Origin of the sequence: Bacillus sp. JHAA (assembly GCF_036961585.1) — a bacterium.
Classification (GTDB): Bacteria; Bacillota; Bacilli; order Bacillales; family Bacillaceae; genus Bacillus; species Bacillus velezensis.
Genome location: NZ_JBAMDE010000004.1, coordinates 385,476 through 399,358 on the forward strand (window position 1 = coordinate 385,476; position 13,883 = coordinate 399,358).

The 13,883-nt window shown below is 42.6% G+C and carries 15 protein-coding genes; 11 read left to right on the plus strand and 4 right to left on the minus strand.

Features of this window, described 5'->3' with window-relative positions:
- Positions 1–29 precede the first annotated feature (29 nt).
- The 3 genes from V7728_RS12125 (at position 30) to V7728_RS12135 (ending at position 2,647) form a co-directional block, all read left to right on the plus strand.
- Positions 30–1,079 (plus strand): Cfr family 23S rRNA (adenine(2503)-C(8))-methyltransferase, encoded by a 1,050-nt coding sequence (locus V7728_RS12125; protein ID WP_015239246.1) that lies wholly within the window; start codon positions 30–32, stop codon positions 1,077–1,079.
- 108 nt (positions 1,080–1,187) lie between these two features.
- Entirely contained in the window at positions 1,188–1,571 is a 384-nt protein-coding gene (locus V7728_RS12130) for a hypothetical protein (protein ID WP_099566437.1), read from the plus strand.
- Positions 1,572–1,684: 113 nt separating this feature from the next.
- A complete protein-coding gene (locus tag V7728_RS12135) occupies positions 1,685–2,647 on the plus strand; it encodes an arsenic resistance protein (protein ID WP_012116920.1) in 963 nt (320 codons plus the stop codon).
- A 59-nt stretch (positions 2,648–2,706) separates the two neighbouring features.
- Here V7728_RS12135 and V7728_RS12140 read toward each other — a convergent pair whose 3' ends face one another.
- Complete coding sequence (locus tag V7728_RS12140) at positions 2,707–3,756, minus strand: NAD(P)-dependent alcohol dehydrogenase (protein WP_025284311.1); 1,050 nt, start codon at positions 3,754–3,756, stop codon at positions 2,707–2,709.
- Positions 3,757–3,915: 159 nt separating this feature from the next.
- Between V7728_RS12140 and V7728_RS12145 the strand changes: the two genes are divergently transcribed.
- The gene (locus V7728_RS12145; RefSeq protein ID WP_043021453.1) at positions 3,916–4,320 is read left to right on the plus strand and encodes a MerR family transcriptional regulator; all 405 of its coding nucleotides are present in this window, start codon (positions 3,916–3,918) and stop codon (positions 4,318–4,320) included.
- A gap of 223 nt (positions 4,321–4,543) precedes the next feature.
- A complete protein-coding gene (locus tag V7728_RS12150; RefSeq protein WP_099566438.1) occupies positions 4,544–5,833 on the plus strand; it encodes a Na+/H+ antiporter NhaC family protein in 1,290 nt (429 codons plus the stop codon).
- A gap of 30 nt (positions 5,834–5,863) precedes the next feature.
- Here V7728_RS12150 and pdxR read toward each other — a convergent pair whose 3' ends face one another.
- Positions 5,864–7,246, minus strand: coding sequence for a MocR-like pyridoxine biosynthesis transcription factor PdxR (pdxR, locus tag V7728_RS12155; protein ID WP_099566439.1), 1,383 nt, complete (start codon positions 7,244–7,246; stop codon positions 5,864–5,866).
- A 117-nt stretch (positions 7,247–7,363) separates the two neighbouring features.
- Here pdxR and V7728_RS12160 point away from each other — a divergent pair, with 117 nt between their 5' ends.
- Positions 7,364–7,984, plus strand: a complete 621-nt coding sequence (locus V7728_RS12160) for an FMN-binding negative transcriptional regulator (RefSeq protein ID WP_095352367.1) — start codon at positions 7,364–7,366, stop codon at positions 7,982–7,984.
- A 47-nt stretch (positions 7,985–8,031) separates the two neighbouring features.
- Here the strand turns inward: V7728_RS12160 and V7728_RS12165 are convergent, their stop codons facing one another.
- Complete coding sequence (locus V7728_RS12165) at positions 8,032–8,394, minus strand: hypothetical protein (RefSeq protein WP_099566440.1); 363 nt, start codon at positions 8,392–8,394, stop codon at positions 8,032–8,034.
- A gap of 245 nt (positions 8,395–8,639) precedes the next feature.
- Between V7728_RS12165 and V7728_RS12170 the strand changes: the two genes are divergently transcribed.
- The 4 genes from V7728_RS12170 to V7728_RS12185 all read left to right on the plus strand — a co-directional run bounded on the left by V7728_RS12170 (position 8,640) and on the right by V7728_RS12185 (position 11,732).
- Entirely contained in the window at positions 8,640–9,248 is a 609-nt protein-coding gene (locus V7728_RS12170; RefSeq protein WP_099566441.1) for a class I SAM-dependent methyltransferase, read from the plus strand.
- Positions 9,220–9,906, plus strand: coding sequence for a response regulator transcription factor (locus V7728_RS12175; protein ID WP_099566442.1), 687 nt, complete (start codon positions 9,220–9,222; stop codon positions 9,904–9,906). Before V7728_RS12170 ends, V7728_RS12175 begins: the two co-directional genes overlap by 29 nt.
- Positions 9,903–10,976 (plus strand): sensor histidine kinase, encoded by a 1,074-nt coding sequence (locus V7728_RS12180; RefSeq protein ID WP_025284318.1) that lies wholly within the window; start codon positions 9,903–9,905, stop codon positions 10,974–10,976. Before V7728_RS12175 ends, V7728_RS12180 begins: the two co-directional genes overlap by 4 nt.
- A gap of 126 nt (positions 10,977–11,102) precedes the next feature.
- Positions 11,103–11,732, plus strand: a complete 630-nt coding sequence (locus tag V7728_RS12185; RefSeq protein ID WP_025284319.1) for a TVP38/TMEM64 family protein — start codon at positions 11,103–11,105, stop codon at positions 11,730–11,732.
- A 91-nt stretch (positions 11,733–11,823) separates the two neighbouring features.
- Here the strand turns inward: V7728_RS12185 and V7728_RS12190 are convergent, their stop codons facing one another.
- Positions 11,824–13,014: an MFS transporter gene (locus V7728_RS12190; RefSeq protein WP_099566443.1), complete on the minus strand. Its 1,191-nt coding sequence runs from the start codon at positions 13,012–13,014 to the stop codon at positions 11,824–11,826.
- Positions 13,015–13,272: 258 nt separating this feature from the next.
- Between V7728_RS12190 and V7728_RS12195 the strand changes: the two genes are divergently transcribed.
- Positions 13,273–13,851, plus strand: coding sequence for a TetR/AcrR family transcriptional regulator (locus V7728_RS12195; RefSeq protein ID WP_021495037.1), 579 nt, complete (start codon positions 13,273–13,275; stop codon positions 13,849–13,851).
- The last annotated feature ends 32 nt before the right edge of the window (positions 13,852–13,883 follow it).

A 13,883-nucleotide genomic window follows, 5' to 3' on the forward strand; every position in this document is an offset into this window, starting at 1 on the left:
ACAAGAGTATTATGGAAGGATGAGAAAACATGCAACAAAAAAACAAGTATATAAGAATTCAAGAGTTCCTGAAGCAAAATAAATTTCCTGATTTTAGAATGAATCAAATCAAAAATGCTGTATTCCAAGGGAGAATAAATCATTTCAATGAAATAACGGTTCTTCCTAAATCCTTGAGAAAATTGTTAATAGAGGAGTTCGGAGAGTCAATTTTAAATATTGCTCCTTTAAAAGTGCAGCATTCTGAGCAAGTTACAAAAGTCTTATTTGAAATTTCTGGAGACGAAAAAATAGAGACGGTTAATATGAAATATAAAGCCGGTTGGGAGTCATTTTGTATATCCTCGCAGTGCGGCTGTCATTTCGGCTGTACATTTTGTGCAACAGGAGATATTGGTTTAAAACGCAATTTAACGTCAGATGAAATGACTGACCAAATTTTGTACTTTCACTTAAAAGGACATTCAATTGACAGTATTTCTTTTATGGGAATGGGAGAAGCATTAGCGAATGTACAAGTTTTTGATGCTTTACATGTGCTTACAAATCCGGAGTTGTTTGCTTTAAGCCCTCGCAGGTTATCTATTTCGACCATAGGTATTATTCCGGGCATTAAAAAAATCACTCAGGATTATCCGCAGGTCAACCTGACGTTTTCATTACATTCTCCTTTTAATGAACAGCGAAGCAAGTTAATGCCGATTAATGAACGCTACCCGTTATTGGAGGTAATGGACACATTAGATGAGCATATACGTGTGACCTCAAGAAAAGTTTATATTGCTTATATTATGCTGCCGGGAGTTAATGATTCTATTGATCATGCGAATGAAGTAGTAAATCTTTTAAGAAGCAGATATAAGAGAGGGAACTTGTTCCATGTAAACATCATTAGATATAACCCGACTGTTAGTTCACCTATGAGATTTGAAGAAGTAAATGAGAAACAAGTTGTAAATTTCTATAAAAAATTAAAGTCAGCAGGAATTAACGTGACCGTCAGAAGTCAATTTGGCATTGATATAGATGCTGCTTGCGGACAATTATATGGAAATTATCAAAAAAATAAGAACCAATAAATCAGGTGCAGAACTCGGTTTGACTTCATATTATTTCATTTGATAACATAAAATGGTTATCGTGATTGAAAAAAAGTACCCGTTTTTATAAAAAAAGGAGTCATAACGTTGCTGAAAAGGTTTTTTCTTGTTTTTCTTACGCTGATGATGTCTATATTTGCTGTATTCGCGGCTGCTGAAGAGTCTCCCGGCGATCGTGTCATTTCTTTTGACGAGCCTATGATTTTATTGATCTCACTCGGAATCATCTTATGTTTGTTCATTCCTCCATTCGTCATGTCCTTTTTTGGCAGTTTGGTTGTGAGAATCATATCCGGAGTCTATCAATGTTTTATCGTTCTCACGTTTGCGGGGCTCATTCCGATTGGATTTCTGATCCCCAATGGCTTTTTGACAATTCTTGCTGCCGTACTGGGGACTTTGGTCAGTTCAGCGAGTGTTGCCGTGACCTTATTCGTTGGCAGGACAGAGAACACAAATAAGCTTTCGTAAGCGGTTTTGACAACAATAACACGCGTCCTGAAAACACCAAGTGTACAGACCCTTGGTGTTTTTTAATTCCGGCAGAAAAGAAGGTATAATGGGCGGAGAAGAGGTGTCAGCCAATGAAAATAACCAGAGAGACATTAGAAAAACAGCAAATTTGGATATATGGTGTGACTCTTGTAATCGGCGGAATAGCGGGGATCGCCGGGAAAGATTCAGGACTTCGCTGGGGATGGACGATATCACCGCTTATCGCTGTTCTCATGTATGCCATGTTTGCCCAAATCCCATTCTTGAAGCTGAAGGAAGCCATGTCAAACCTCAAGTTTATGGCGGCTTTATTGATCGGTAATTTCTTAGCTGTACCTGTCGTTGTATGGGTGTTAACCGCCATTTTTCCTCAATCTCCTCCTATATTATTAGGGGTTTGTTTGGTATTGCTTACACCTTGTATTGATTACGTCATCGTCTTTACTCAGCTCGGCAAAGGAAATGAGAGATTAATACTGGCTTCCACGCCGGTTTTGTTCGCCGTTCAGATGGTATTGCTTCCGTTATACTTGTGGCTGTTTATCGGGAAAGAAGTGATAGGGGCTGTTCATGCGGGGCCGTTTCTGGAAGCATTCTTATGTTTAATAGCGGGACCGCTGCTGGCGGCAGTGATGACACAATTGTGGGCTGATAAGAAGCCGGCGGGAGAAAAGGTGTTGGAGTGGACGGCGTGGCTGCCTGTTCCTTTTATGGCTCTGGTCTTACTGGCGGTCGTCGCCACACAAATCGGAAAGGTCATCAGTGATGCTGGCATCATTATACGTGTGATTCCGATCTATCTGTTATTCCTGCTCATTATGCCGTTTGTCTCCCGGTTTATCGCATATGCGTTCCGTCTGGATACAGGTGAAGGAAGAGCATTGATCTTCAGCACGGGCACAAGAAATTCTCTCGCAGTCCTTCCGTTAGCGCTGGCTCTGCCGGATGCTTGGGCCTCATTAGCCGCCGCTGTTATCGTCACACAGACGATTGTTGAATTGATAGGCGAATTGGTTTATATAAAAGCGGTGCCCGGATGGCTGCTGAAATAAAAAATAATTTGAACTGAAAAAAACATACCAACAAATATTGGTATGTTTTTTTATGTCGATTATAAAGTTGAAATATCAATGACGAAACGGTAGCGGACATCGCTTTGGAGAACCCGTTCGTACGCTTCGTCAACTTGATTGGCCGGTATCACTTCAATTTTAGGAGCAATGCCGTGCTCGGCGGCGAAATCAAGCATCTCCTGAGTCTGCGGAATACCGCCGACGAGTGAACCCGCAATGCTGCGGCGGCCCGTGATTAAGGAGAACACACTGTATGAGTCCGGCTTAGCGGGCGCTCCCACATTTACCAATGTACCGTCAATGCGAAGCAGGGATAAGTAGGCATCTACGTCAAGGTTCGCGGATACTGTATTTAAAATAAGATCAAATCGTCCGGCCAGCTCAGTAAATGTATCCGGATCGCTTGTTGCAAAGTAATGATCGGCTCCAAATTCAAGCGCTTCGTCTTTTTTGTTCATTGAGCGGCTGAGGACGGTGACCTCTGCGCCTAAAGCGTGCGCGAATTGAACGGCTAAATGTCCGAGCCCGCCCATTCCGACAATCGCCACTTTTTTGCCGGGGCCGGCATTCCAGTGTTTCAGCGGAGAATAGGTGGTAATGCCCGCGCACAATAGCGGGCTGGCGGCATCTAATTCCAATTGATCGGGAATCCGGACAACGAATCTGTCAGTGACAACTATTTTCTGGCTGTAGCCGCCGTACGTAGGGTTTCCGTCGTAGTCCAGGTTATTATAAGTCTGAACAACGCCTTTTGTGCAATATTGTTCGTCTCCGTTCAGACAGTATTCACATTCCCCGCAGGAGTCTACAAAACAGCCGACACCCACACGGTCGCCGACGGCAAATGTGGTGACTTCTTCACCCACGGCTTCCACAACTCCGGCAATTTCGTGTCCGGGAACCATCGGAAAGATTCCGCCGCCCCATTCATCGAATGCACTGTGGATGTCTGAGTGACAAATCCCGCTGTACTTAATATCAATCAGGATATCGTGCGGCCGTAATGCTCTTCTCTCAATCGTTGTCCGCTCAAATTTAGCTTTTGCATGCGGAGCGCTTAATACACGAGTCGGATGATTATTGCACATGGTTATCTTCCTTTCCAAGATAAAGTGATGAATCCTCTGTTCAATTTTACTTTAAATGTTAAAGCGGACTTTAAGTCAAGGAGTTTGGTTTATTTTTTTATGAAATGATATTCTATAATGGCACGCTTATGAAAGGTTTGAAGGACGGGTGATAAGAATATGAAGATTGCGCAGGCTGCAAAGCAGGTTGAGTTATCAGCCGCAACGCTTAGGTATTATGAAAGTATAGGACTGATTCCTCCGGTAAAACGCGATGAAAGCGGCATCCGCGATTATGACGAAGATGATGTGAATTGGATTGAATTTATTAAATGCATGAGAAGTGCCGGGCTGTCGATTGAGGCGCTGATTGAATATACCGCTTTATTTATTGAAGGAGCCGATCATACGATCGAACCCCGAAAAAACATCCTGATAAATGAAAGGAAAAGGCTGACGGAGAAACAGAGGGAAATTGATGAAACCATAAAACGATTAAACAGGAAGATTGAGGATTATGAAGATATCCTTGAAAATGAAGCGAAACTTAAAAACAGATTGAAGGCTGAATGTATTTCTGAATGAAGAGAAGGTGTCCCGGACGCCGGGCCGCATGAAATGTACCAAGGGAAACGAGCCTTGGTTTTTTTATTTTCTAAAGAGTGGAAACAAAACAGCTTTTTCTATCTTATCAATCATTACTTATCCTTTTTTCAGCTTGACTTTTTTACTGCAGACTTTTAAAGTGTGAAATGTTGCTTAGACTGTGATTAGCGACTTTAATGCTGAAAAGAGGTGGTTTACCCAGATGAACAATAAAAAGAACCCTTGGGCGTTAGTGCCTTTAGTCTTATTCGTAGGGCTTTTTGTCGGCTCTGGTCTGGTGACCGGAGATTTTTATAAATTGCCGATCTTGATTGCCGCGATCATTGCGTCAGCTTTTGCGCTGTTATTTAACCGGAAGAAATCGCTCAATCAAAAAATAGAATGGTTCGCTTCCGGTGCGGGACATCCTGATATTATCATTATGGTTATGATTTTTATATTGGCAGGTGCCTTTGCTTCGGCGGCTGAAGCGATGGGAGCGGTGCATTCAACTGTCAATCTTGCTTTGAGCGTTATTCCGCAGCAGTTTTTGCTGCCGGGGCTGTTTATCATTGCTTGTTTTATTTCTATATCGATGGGAACATCAATGGGCACGATTGCGGCGGTTGCGCCGATCAGCGCGGGTCTGAGCGGAGAGCTTGGAATCTCCGGCGCGATTACGATGGCGGCTGTGGTCGGCGGAGCTATGTTCGGAGATAATCTTTCTTTTATTTCTGATACGACCATCGCGTCAGTCCGGACGCAAAAAACACAAATGATGGATAAATTCAAAACGAACTTTCTGATTGTTTTGCCTGCTGCCATTGTGACTGTTATTATCTTATTTTTTATTCCGGCAGGCCACGCCGGCCATACGGGTGCTGAATCTTACAGCTGGATTAAGGTGCTTCCTTATGTCGCCGTGTTGGTTTTTGCGTTAATCGGTATTAATGTGATGGCTGTCATATTCGGCGGATTGGTTTTGACGGGAATCATCGGATTAGCGGGCGGCAGCCTGACGCTTGACTCTTATTTTAAGGCGATTACGGATGGAATTGCCGGAATGAGCGATCTGATCATCCTGTCCATGCTGATCGGCGGGATGGTCGGCGTGATGAAACAAAACGGCGGGATCGACTTTTTACTGGAGTTCATCACGAAACGAATCCGTTCGAAAAAAGGCGCCGAAGCCGGCATTGCCGGACTGGTCAGCGTGACGAATCTGGCTGCGGCCAATAATACGATCTCGATTATCGCAGCCGGGCCGATTGCAAAGAATATCGCTGATAAATTCAACATCGACAACAGAAAATCGGCAAGTATTCTGGATATCTTTTCGTGTATGATACAAGGATTGATTCCTTACGGCGCGCAGCTGTTATCAGCCGGGAAATTCGGGAATATTTCACCCGTCAGCATCCTGCCATACTCTTTCTATCCCGTTTTAATCGGAATCTGCGGCATCGCCGCCATCATATTTGGACTGCCGAAATTCACAAGAAATACGAAATAAAAAAAGGCGCCGTTCGGCGCCTTTTTTCTTTCATGACAGCCAAGCATTTCTCAAAAGCTGTACGCCATGTGTGATCTGATCCGTATCGAGATGGGCGAAACCCAGCTTTATGATCGGCGGTTCGGGTTTTTCGGCAACGAAATAAACGGCGGTAGGATATACCTTCACTCCGTACTGAAAAGCGCGTTCGATTAATGTTTCTTCTGTATAGTTCAGGTGAACTCTCACCAATATATACAATCCCGACTGCTCGCCGATGATCGTCACATGACCGCCGAACTGCTGCTTTACATGTGAAATCAAGTGCTGCATTTTTCGCCTGTAAACAATGCGCATGCGCTTAATATGGCGGGTCCATTCACCGGCCTTCATCAATTCAGCCATGGTCAGCTGGTTAAGCGAAGAAGCGGTGCTTTCGAAATGAATAAACCGTTCTTTATACCGGTGCAAAAGGCGCTGCGGCAAAACCATATAGCTTATGCGGATGCCCGGAAGAAAGGATTTTGAGAAATTCCCTAAATAAATCACCCGGTCTGATTGAATGGAAGCAAGAGCGGGAAACGGCTGCTGTGTATAACGGAATTCACTGTCATAATCATCCTCAAGAATATAACCCTCTCTATGATTCACCCAATTGATCAGAGTTTGGCGCTGCTGAATGGACATGCTTACGCCGTAAGGGCTGTGATGGGATGGGGTCACATAGATTAATTTTTCTTTCATTGCATGTAATTGAGAAAAATCAGCTCCGTTTTCATAGACAGGCATCGTTTCCAGAGGTAGCCCGTGAAATTGAAAAGCCGCTCTGGCACCGTCAAATCCCGGGTCTTCAACGATCATTCCCGAAAAATCCTCTTTCAGAATCCGGCTGAGATATATCAGCATCTGCTGCGTGCTGCTGCCGATGATAATGGAATCCGCATCTGTTTTCACTCCGCGGGATTCCAAGAGATAAGCGGCAATTTGTTCACGCAGGTCTCTCTCGCCGAACGGTTCACCGTACAGGAAGCTTTTCTCTGATGTCAAAACTTGATTGTATAATTTTCTCCATGTTTTCAGAGGAAAATGCTTTTGATCGACGGCTCCGGCGCGAAAATCAATCAGGACCGGCTGAGTTGATTCGGTTTTTTCAGCGTAAACAACATCGTTTTCTTTTTGAAATATAGAAGGTTCTACTTCATTTGCAAAATAACCTTTGCGTGTTTCTCCGCGAATGTATCCCTCCGCTAAAAGAAGATCATAAGCCATCAGCGTTGTATTACGGCTTACCCGCAGGGAATCTGCCAGCTCCCGAATCGAAGGCAGCCGCTCATCTGCCTGAATATTTCCCTGCTCAATCAATGTTTTAAATTGCTCGTAAATTTGTTTGTATTTCGGGGTGTCGCTTTCGAAAGCGAAAATCATATTTTTCATCAGATGTTCTCCTCTGACATGTGTATTTATTCCTAACTGTACCTTTTTAAATGTCAGGTGATATCTTATTATAGCGGAAAGCGCTTTATCAATCCATGTTCGAGAGGAGAGTTTTGTATGTATATTCCGGCTCCATTTCAGCTGAGTGAAGCTGAAGCGTGCGATGTCATCAAAGAGTATGGTTTCGCAGCATTGTTTTCAACGGCGGGAGGCATGCCGTATGCAACCCACCTGCCATTGATGATGAGTAAGAATAACGAATGCTTATACGGTCATTTTGCATTGCCGAACCCCCAATGGAAAGAGATTGATGGCCAAAACGTGTTAGCCGTTTTTCAAGGGCCGCATTGTTATATCTCGCCTAAATGGTATGAGACGAATCAGGCTGTTCCCACATGGAATTATGTGGCGGTTCATGTTTACGGAGAGGCGGAGCTTTTGGATGAGGAAGAAACCGTGCAGTCGATGAGTGATCTCGTATTGAAATACGAAAGCCCCGACAGCCCGTACAAATTAGAGGATGTCGATGCGAAATTGCTGGCAGGCATGAACAAAGGGGTAAAAGGCTTTAAAATCAATATCAGCAAAATAGAGGGGAAAGCAAAGCTGAGTCAAAATCATTCAGCTGCAAGACAAGGGCTGGTCGTACAACAGCTCAAACAGATTCCTCATACAAACGAACAGCTCATTTCCGGCTTGATGGAAGAAAACATCAAACAGATCACTGCGAACAACTGACAAGCATGTTAAAAACATACCGGCAGCATGCGGTATGTTTTTTCAGGTTATGAAGCTTTTCTCAGGATGAATAACGACTCAAACAGCACATAAATCAACGGCGCCATTAAAATGAAGAAAGAATGAAAAATAGCATACGGTATGAGTAAGTAAACGATAAGTTTCAATAGAATGGTAGACGGTTTATTGAATGTCCAGCGGTTCTTCAAGATATCAGTCATACAAGCTAAAACAAGGCCGACCGTCAAATATCCGGCTGCTATGTAAAGATAAATAAAAAGGTAAAACGGGTAAGAAGACAACGGCGGTGTGTCTTCCTGTGTCATTTTTAAACTCATGTAAAAGACCAATAAAAAGCAAACGGACGAAATCAGAGCCAGCAAAAGGTGTTTATATAAATACTTCTTCATGTGTTTCACCTGCCTATGGCGCAATTATTTCTTAACATATTATGACATGGTTTTACCGCTGCTGAAAGAATCGGCAGCTGAAAAAGACGGCAAATCCCGCCGTCTTTTTTTATATCTTAAGATTTCTTAAGAACTTTTACCGCTTTTTCTTCAGGTTTTGAATGTAAAATTTGATTTATAAATTCGAGACAAATGGAAAAATTAAATTATACCCGTAAATTTAAGGGTGGATGGAGAGATTAAAGATGAAACGCCTGTTATTCTTATTTCAATATATCATCAAACCAAGAACTGTCGGCGCCGTTCTGCCCAGCTCACATTTTCTTGCTGAGAAAATGACCGGAAAAATTGATTTTCATAAAGCTGAATACATTGTTGAATACGGGCCGGGCACGGGAGTATTTACAAAAAAGCTGCTTGAAAAACGTCAGCCTGGGGCGATGATCTTATTGATAGAACAAAATGAGGAATTTTATGCTTTACTGAAAGAAAAATATAAAGAGGAACAAAACCTATTTATTGTACATGGATCGGCTGAACATATTGAGAGTCATATGAAGGAGCATGGAATTCCTTATGCCGACTATGTCGTCTCCGGACTTCCTTTTGCAAGCCTTCCAAAAAAAGTGTCTGCTGATATTTTGACGAATACGGCTAAAATCTTAAAAGATAACGGAGAATTCATTACGTTTCAATATACTCAATATAAGAAGGCATTGATTGAGCAATTCTTTCCGCAAATAGTAGTAAGGAGAGAAATCAGGAATATACCGCCGGCTTATGTTTTCAGCTGTTCATTGCCGAAAAAAAAGAGGGAGGATTCATATGGGGACAACCATTCTAATCGTAGATGATGACAAAGATATCCGAAACCTGATCTCTGTCTATTTAGAAAATGAAGGAATAGACACACAGAAGGCGAAAGATGCTGCTGAAGCATTAAAATTATTGGAGCAAAAGGAGTTTGACCTGATCATTTTAGATATTATGATGCCCAATATGGATGGGATTGAAGCATGCATGAAGATCAGACAGGAACGAAATCTGCCCATCATCATGCTTTCCGCCAAATCGGAGGATATGGATAAAATTCAAGGACTGGCTTCCGGTGCCGATGATTATTTAACGAAACCGTTTAATCCGTTGGAATTGATCGCCAGAGTGAAATCGCAGCTGAGAAGGTATAAAAAATACAATACAGATACAATTAGCACGAAGAACGTCATTGAAATCGGTGATTTGACCGTGAATACAGATACAAGGCAAGTGTGGGTGCGGGGGAAAGAAGTCAGGCTGACTCCGAAAGAGTTTGATATTCTGGAGTTGCTTTCGAGAAACAAAGGAATTGTCATGAGTGTTGAAAAAATATATGAGGCGGTATGGAAGGAAGACTTTTTTAAGTCGGACAATACGGTGATGGTCCACATCACAAAGATCAGAGACAAGATAGAAGAGGATTCTAAACATCCGATTTATATCAAAACGGTATGGGGAACAGGATACAAAATATGAAGAAGTTTGGAAATAAGCTGATTGTCAGGCTTCTGATCGCGATCGCAATTAGTTATCTTGTTGCATTTGGTGTGTTGATTCTTGTTATTTTATCTATCTCATATCTGTACAAAATAAATTATTTAACAGATGTGAGCCAGGGAAACGCTAATTTTAGGATACTGATTCAATTTACTGCAGCTATTTTGACCTTTATTGCGGTTTTTTTGTTATTGGTGCGGAAAAAAATATTATATTTGAAACACATTACGGAGAGTGTTCACCATATTGCCAATGGAAATTTAGGCTTGACCATCAGGACTGAAAGCAGGGATGAATTGACACAGCTTGCACAACATATCAATTATATGTCCGAAGAATTAGAGAGTAAATTTGAACATGAAAGACAATTAGAACGAGCGAAAAGTGAGCTGATCTCAAGTGTATCCCACGATTTAAGGACCCCGTTAACATCAATTATCGGATATTTGGATCTGCTTAAAAAAGAACAATACAACAGTAAAGCCCAATTTCAGGAGTACCTTGAAACGATTTATTCAAAATCGCAAAGGCTGAAATATTTAATAGATGAACTGTTTGAATATACACATTTATCGAGTCCGGACGTTACTTTGAACCGCAGCAAAACAGACTTGTCTGCCCTATTGGAACAAATCACCGGAGAGTACATTCCCATTTTTGAAAAGGAACAATTAACTGTCCGAAAATCAATTACGGAAGAACATGTTCCCGTCTGTATTGATATAGAAAAGATGGTTCGCGTTTATGATAATCTTTTTATGAATGCGCTGAAGTACAGCATCAAACCATCTGAATTGTTCATAAACCTAGAAATAAAAGATGAAAAAGCAATTTTGCAAGTGTCAAACAAGGCCGAAAATCTCCCTGCTGACGATATCAATCAATTGTTTGAACGGTTTTTCAGAGGGGATAAGGCTAGGACGGGTCATCAAGGTACCGGGCTCGGACTTGCCATTTCAAAGAGAATTGTTGAGCTTCACAGCGGCCGTATTCATGCGGATTACAGCGGCGGATGGCTTCGTTTTTCTGTTGAACACCCGATTGACTAGAGCTTGTGGGACAAACGTTCCGTAAGCTTTTTTCTTAGAATAACTTAAGAATACTTAAGAATTTTACCGGCTGTTTCTTCATTTTTTTTTCTTATGATGTGATAGAAAGCGAGGAGAGCGGAGAAATTGAAAAATAAAATGATTTTATTATGTATATGGTTTTTAGGCGTTTATTGTTTGAAGGAACTGGACGTGCTGTCATTTGATATGAATGATGTAACGGACTTTATATCAGGGCATGTGCAATACGCGATGCTGCTGTTTTTGGCTTTGTGGGTCGTCAGGCTTCTCTTTTTTATTCCCGGCATGACGCTGATGTTTTTGGGCGGAATCTGCTTTGATCCGATGGTCAGCATTTTATTATCAATGGCCGGCCTGTTTATAAGCGAAACGTTGGTTTATCTTTTTTCAAAGAAATTCGCCAGCGAAAAAACGACTCAATTGCTGGAAGATAAATATCCTGACTTGAAAGTGTTATTGGAGGCGTATAATTATAAGTTTTTGGCAGTGGGGATGCTTTGTCCGGCAGCTCCTACGGATGTGATTTGTTTTTTATCCGCTGCAGTCGGGTTAAAGTATTCTGCCTACATGTTAACTGTATTGATTTCAAATATTCCTATGGTGCTATTGTCCAGCTTTGTCGTTATCAATTTCAGTGAATCAATGACAGGTATTGTGTTAGTGATCGTTTCGTTTCTATTGATTACGATCTTAACGGTGAGAATGTGGAACCGCATGAAGCAAAATTACTCATGAAACAGGGGTTTTTTGTTCCGAAGGATGTAAAGAAGAATACATCAAAAAAAGCTGTCAGCTTGGTCCTGACGGCTTATTTTTAGTGAATGGCTTATTTCTCCGTGGTGAAATAAAGCAATGCGATGACCGGAAAAGCGATTCCAATCCATAATGTGATACTCCACCCGCCTGAGGCGTATGCCCATCCTCCGATTGATGATCCTATAGCACCGCCCAGAAAGAAGATGGCCATAAATAATCCGTTTAATCGGCTGCGAAATTCAGGTGCCAACGAAAAAATGGCACGCTGACTGAGTACGAGATTGGCAGATACACCCATATCCAACAGGATAGCTGCGGCCACCAGAACTGCTATTCCGACGGGGGAGCTGCTCTGAATCATGAGCGGGAGTAATAAAGAAACGATGACAGCACCGAGAGCGATTCCGGTGGCAAGCCGGGTCAGGCCGCGATCAGCCAGACGGCCGCCTATCGGTGCAGCCGCTGCACCTGCAATGCCCGCTAATGCATACAGCGCGATTGCCTTTTGAGAAAAATGAAAAGCAGGACCGGACAATAATAAAGGTACAGTCGTCCAGAACAAGCTGAAAGCTCCAAATACAAACGCATGATAAATGGCACGGCGGCGTAAGACCGGAGTCGTGCGCAGCAGCTTCCACATTGAACCGAGTAAGACGGTGTAGCTTGTGTTTGCTGTTGGTTTTCTGGCAGGAAGCACTTTTGATAAGACGATTGCCAGGACAACACTTAACGCGGCGGATAAAGCAAATATGGCATTCCACCCCCATATATCAGCGACCAGACTGGATATCGGACGGGAAAGCATAATACCGAGCAGCAGGCCGCTCATCACATTGCCGACAACCCGGCCGCGTGCGGCGTCCGGTGCAAGGTATGATGCGAACGGAACTAGCACTTGGGCTGCAATTGATCCCAGTCCGATGAAAAACGCAGCGGCTAAAAACAGTGTTCCATGCTTCGCAAATGCTGTCAGTGTCAAAGCGGCTGCGCTTAGAAGGAGCGATACAACGACAAGTTTTTTGTTTTCGATAATGTCTCCCAAAGGGACGAGAAACAGTAAGCCGGCAACGTATCCGATTTGAGTCAGTGTGACAATCAATCCTGCGCTGCTTGGAGAAAGCCCGATTGCCGCACTAATGAATCCTGCCAAGGGCTGTGCATAATAAAGATTAGCGACAATGATACCGCATGCCGTTGCGAGAAGAAGGGTTAAACCAGGTGAAATTCCCTGATCTGCTGTTTGTTTGTTTTCTTTAGCCATATGAATGAACTCCTTTTTAAGTGTTTTTTATGATGCTTGATAAATGATTTGCTGATTCATCTCCTTTACGCAGAGGCTTTTGGAGTCTGCATTTCATCAAGACTTCCCTCAAGTTATTTTATAAACTAAACGTTTAGTTTTATTATAAACAAATAATATACTAAACGTTCAGTTTTGTAAATAGGTTTCTGTTTTCTTTTTTTATACAGGTTAAGTATACTGAACGTATCGTTTATAATTCGGGAAGGAATGATTCATGTGCAGAGTAAACGAGGACGGCCGCGCGATGAAGGAACACATAAGGCGATTCTTTCTGCAGCGTATGACCTATTGTTGGAAAATGGCTTTGACGCGGTGACAGTCGATAAAATTGCTGAGCGTGCCAAAGTGAGTAAGGCAACGATTTATAAATGGTGGTCAAACAAGGCTGCCGTTATCATGGACAGCTTTCTTTCGACCGCTACGGACAGACTGCCTGTGCCCGATACAGGATCAACAGTGCAAGATATATTGACCCACGCCACGAATTTAGCAAGGTTTTTGACGAGCCGGGAAGGAACCGTTATTAAGGAATTAATCGGTGCGGGGCAGCTGGATGCAAAATTGGCGGAAGAATATCGCACGCGATTTTTCCAGCCCCGCCGCCTCCAAGCGAAAGGCCTTCTGGAAAAGGGAATTCAAAAAGGTGAATTAAGAGAGAATCTTGATATTGACGTAAGCATCGATCTCATTTACGGACCGATTTTCTATCGTCTGCTTATTACAGGTGATGAGGTGAATGATTCCTATGTGCATGATCTGGTGATGAGTGCGTTTAAGGGAGTTCAGCCTGCCTGAAAAATAGCCGGGTCATGTGAAAGAGATACAGA